This is a genomic window from Staphylococcus sp. GDY8P72P, assembly GCF_016890655.1.
Lineage (GTDB): Bacteria > Bacillota > Bacilli > Staphylococcales > Staphylococcaceae > Staphylococcus > Staphylococcus arlettae.
Map to the genome: position 1 here is coordinate 1 of NZ_JAFEQJ010000004.1, position 5,149 is coordinate 5,149.

Annotated in this window: 2 protein-coding genes and 3 pseudogenes; all 5 read right to left on the reverse strand. The window is 28.8% G+C overall.

What is annotated here, in order from left to right:
* A pseudogene (locus JVU85_RS13895) lies at positions 1–172 on the reverse strand (replication initiation factor domain-containing protein); the annotation flags it as partial.
* Positions 173–1,782: 1,610 nt separating this feature from the next.
* Positions 1,783–2,502: pseudogene (gene mobV / locus JVU85_RS14150) on the reverse strand (MobV family relaxase); the annotation flags it as partial.
* 221 nt (positions 2,503–2,723) lie between these two features.
* Entirely contained in the window at positions 2,724–3,572 is an 849-nt protein-coding gene (str, locus tag JVU85_RS00400; protein ID WP_031776159.1) for a streptomycin adenylyltransferase Str, read from the reverse strand.
* Positions 3,573–3,599: 27 nt separating this feature from the next.
* Entirely contained in the window at positions 3,600–4,247 is a 648-nt protein-coding gene (locus JVU85_RS00405; RefSeq protein ID WP_032488460.1) for a type A-7 chloramphenicol O-acetyltransferase, read from the reverse strand.
* A gap of 129 nt (positions 4,248–4,376) precedes the next feature.
* A pseudogene (locus tag JVU85_RS00410) lies at positions 4,377–5,138 on the reverse strand (replication initiation factor domain-containing protein); the annotation flags it as partial.
* Positions 5,139–5,149: the final 11 nt, after the last annotated feature.

Sequence of the window (5,149 nt, forward strand, 5' to 3'; positions counted from 1 at the left end):
TAGTTTTGTTCAAATTCCCAACGATTGTCATCGCATCAAAACTTAATTTGGGTTGAGATTTTCCCAAAGTTTGACCACTTAACCGGCTATTAGAGTAGCCGGTTTTAGAAAAAAATGAATTTTCGTGTTCTGAACTTTGTTTTGACTGAATTTCTTCTGCTTTTTTACTCATAAAAAAATCGACTCCTTAATTCAATTTAAGAAGTCGCTCACCCAAATATATATCTTGAAGAATAAACTAATATCGTTTAATATCTAGATATACAAATTAAGAACAAAAACATCAACTGTTTTTCTTTAAGGTAAGTCGCTATCACAAACTTTGGCGAGGGAGTGAGCGACTTCTTTTTATTTTGTTATTAATATAACACTATCAAAAGACTTGGTCTAATTAGATCAGGTCTTTTTTAGTACCAAAACTTATTACATAATCAAAATTAAAATTATCTATAAAGCAAGTTACATCAAGGAACTTAAAATCTGTCGGTACGGGAACTTAAATTTTGTTGCTTTATTCCAATTGCTTTATTGACGTTGAGCCTCGGAACCCTTAACAATCCCAAAACTTGTCGAATGGTCGGCTTAATAGCTCACGCTATGCCGACATTCGTCTACAAGTTTAGTTAAGGGTTCTTCTCAACGCACAATAAATTTTCTCGGCATAAATGCGTGGTCTATTTTTTATTTTTACTCCTCTTGATAGCAAAAAACGCCATTCCAATACAAAACCACATACCTATAATTGATATCCAAATAGCAGTCATAAAATCGCTCCTTTTTAGCAAACTTTATCACAAAAAATATTAAAATTTTAAATACCTGTTATAATATTAATATAGCAATGAGAAGTGACGGCTTCTCCTTCAGAAATTATTAGTTTATGATTTCTTTGATTAAGGTTAATAAGGCAAGGCGCTTAACAGATTATTTTTACTGTTAAGCGCCTTATTTTTATCTATCCAAATCAAAACCTTTATCTTTGCCTTTACTACGCATCTTACTATTCTCAAATTGCATACGTTTCACTTCGTTATCTTTTCGTTGGAACATACGTTTATCATTGTCATCAACAGTAACCATTTCTCTGTATTTATCTTTAAAATTACTTTTAACTTTATTATCAATCATATTAATCCCTTTATGATAAACATCTTCCCCAACTGCTTTTTTGATTATTTTACATCCACTTTTCACAAGACTTATATCTGATTTATGCTCTCTTATCACTTCATCACGTTCATTTGCTACTTTTTTATTTTGTTTCTTAAGTTTTGAATTTTCATCCTGTAAACGTTTAATATGCTCTTTATCTTGCTTACGTTCTTTTCCTGAGTTTAATTCTGTGAATGTTGGTTCTAAACGAGCAGCTAACGCTGATCGTTGTTTAAGTATTTTATAATCATCTTCAAAAATAATTACCTTACCTGTTGGCTCTTTCTCTTTTGAAAATATACTCGGCTTTTTATATTCATACTCATATTCGTCATTTATAGGCTCATTTAGGACTTTCACTAAATTTTGGTATTGTTCTTCTTCTTTTTCTTTATCGGCTCTTATTTGGTCTCTCAGTGCCTTCTCATGCTCTCTTTTCTCTTTATATTTCTCGATATCACTATCTATCTTCTCAAATGTGCTTATAAGGTCATCTTGTTTCTGTTTTAAATCATCTATTTTTCGAGACTCTTGAGCATTTTGATTATTTAATTCTTTCGCTTTCTGTTTCAATTTCGGTATTTTAACTTTCTCCCAATCATCAACTTCATTTTTCATCTCGTCATATTGTTTTTTCATCGGTTGCAATTGTTTGTCATAACGCTTGAGTAATTGTTCTTTATCACGTACTTGTCTTTCAGTGATCTTAGCTAATCTTTCGGCTTTATTTTTCTCTTTTCCATGATACTGTGTTTCACTCTTATATCTTTCAACCTGCTTATGCTTACGCTCTGTTTTATGTTTTGATTCTCCACGCTCTAAATTATGCCCTTTATCATTCAAGTATTGATTAAATCTATCTTGAAATTCCGTTAAAGCTTTTTTATTACCCACAACATCTTTAGCACTTAAACGACCATCATCTGTAATTGGCACAACACCATAATGCATATGTGGCGTTTTCTCGTCCATATGGACGGTTGCATAGAGTAAATTATCTTTTCCGTACTCATCTTCTAGAAATTGCTTTGAATCTTCAAAAAAGGCCTGTATTTGTTCTTGTGACTTAAAATCAAAAAATTCATTATCTGACGTAATAATGCCATCAACATGTTTAACTGCATCACTTCGTATTTTTCTATTACCTGTATAATTCTCTTCAATTTTTTCATCAATCATCGAATTAAATTCAATCGGCTTATCATTTACTAAATCATAGTTCAAATGTGATTTTTCTAAATCTATATCCAAATTTTCATAGTTTTTATTTTCTCTTTGTACATGTTTTTGAATACCTGTTGTATTTGTTTTTCCTTTGACTTTAGCAACTCGAATTATGGAATAAGACATATTAAATTCCCTCCACTCATTATGTTTTTAAGGACTTTATTTCTATTAAGTATAACACACTAGACTTATTTACTACGTTTCATAAGTCATTAATGCGTGTGCTCTGCGAGGCTAGTTTTTGTGCAAGCACAAAAAATGGACTGAATAAATCAGTCCATAAGTTCAAAACCAAATTCAAAATCAAAACCACAAGCAACCAAAAAATGTGGTTGCTAATAAAATTAATTCTCATAATTATTACGAATAAAATTCTCAATATTTTTTTCGTAATTTGGATAGTTATAATTTCCTAAACAACTTACTTTATTTGAATAATATTTAAATAATTCACAACAAAGCTTAAAAGATTGGTATGTCTTTCTATATCCATTCATCTCAAAAGTAGCTAAAAACATATTGAATTCTTTATCAGTTAAATATTTGTTTATAAACTTATAATTCTTTCCTAAACTAAAATCAAAACCCCTATTAAAGCCAATATACCAAGAAATCATTCTTAATAATTCAGGACGTAAAATATTATTGAAATGATCTAAAGCAAATAATATTTCTCTTCTAAAAACACCCTTTGCTACATACGTTGAGACACTCCAAAACTCATTACAGCAATCATAAAATTCTCGTTCTGTTGGTTTTTTTAACCAATAATATGAGTCATCTGGAACAATTTCTTGAGTTACTAAATTATCTTTATCAACTAAAATTTTTACAAGACCATCAGAATCACTAAAATAACGATTTAAATCTTTTAAATTAATTAATGTAATATCCATTTTTATGCCATCTTTAAAATACATTATATAACTGTAACCATAATCTAAATCAGGTGGGAATAATTCCATATCTTCTGGTTTCTGTATAAACAATAATTCTCCAAATAAACTTAACCAACTTTCTTCATGTGTGAAACACTCAATATCTGATACGAAAAAAGCAAAATCATAATCTTGAAACTTATCTTTTTTTATATTTTCATTAGTTCTTGAACCCTCGAGAGCAATAATTTTTACATTGCTTCGTTGATAAGCAAATTCAGAAACTAAATTTAAAATTTCTTTTTCAGTCCTCATTGTTTTTTCACTCCCAAAATCTAAAAACTAAATCCAATCATCTACCTTATTAATTATATCTTGAAATTCATTTATAAATAATGAAGCATGGTAACCATCACATACAGCATGATGAAGCTGTAAGGCAACTGGTATATAAATTTTATTATTCTCACTATAAAATTTACCTATCGTAATAATAGGCAATAAAAAGCTGCTATTGTTACCAATGTTTAAATTAAATGAACTAAAATCAATCCAAGGAATCATTGAAATCGGTATGGTGTTTTCAGGTATCGGTTTTTTAGGAAACATTTCTTCTTTATCTTTATATTCAAACAAGTCATTTTTATAATTATTATAAAAAGAAGTGAAGTTGTTATCAGATTCAGTCCAAATGTTAGTAAATTTTTCAGTTTGCTTATTAAAAACTGTATACAAAGGATTTAACTTATCCCAATAGCCTAATTTATTCTCACTATTAATTCCTGTTCTAAACACTTTATTTTTATTTACAACTTCCATAATTGCATAAATCAAAGAAGGATAAATTTCATATCCTTTCTTTTTTATCATATCTTTAAACAAAGTAATATCAATTTCTTTAGTAATGCTATACGTAGTTTGCTGGTTAAAATAGTGTTCAAAATATTCTTTTCTATCCCAATTTTCTAATTTGATAATATTAAAAGTCATATATAAATTCCTCCTAAATTTTAAATCTTTGTATTTAGGAGGAATAATCCTCTGATTTTTTCATACGTTATATCACCTCGTAAATATTAATTATACTGAATTAGCAATTTTTATAAAATAAAACTTATTTTACTTCCAAAACCTAAATTCACGTTGCCAAAAATCAATCTGTTTTTGCAATTGTTTTTCGTTCGCTTTTAAAGTCGATTTCATTAATTCCGTTAAATCAATTGGAGATATTTCTCTAATCATTTTTTTAAATTTAGTCTTAGTATTCTTACTTAGCTTTCCCCACATACTTTCTTCATGCAACAAAGTATAAACCATAGCTTGCTCATTAATTTTTTCTAAAGTAGTCCACTCAGGTTTCAAAATGTGTAAATCATTAAAACAATCATTCCAGTAATCAACCATACTTCTTTTTAATTCTATTTCTACACGCCATAGATGTCCAGACATAACTTCAACATCTGCGTTATCTTTACGTTCTTGTTTTTTATTATAAATTCTAATAAATCTATCACTATCACGAACGCCAAAATATTTTGTTTCTGGCTTGCCATTACGACCATAAAAAACAGTTTTCTTAACTGCTTTATCAGTCATTGCATAGTAATCGCTCAAATCATCTTCAAAATCAAAAGCTAAATCTAATCTTGTAAAACCGTCATCTTCCATGTAGTCGATAATATTTTGTTTTAACCAAAGCATTTCTTCACTTGTGAGTTTATTGGGATTAAATTCAACACGCATATTACGTCTATCCCAAGTATCTGCTTTTACCTTGTCATATTCGATATAAACTTTTTCTTGAAGTGCTTTAGCTTTAAACTTTGTTTGAAGTATATCCCAAAGTCGTATTTGTGGATCTACACTCATAATTAGCATTAGTTTTGTTCAAA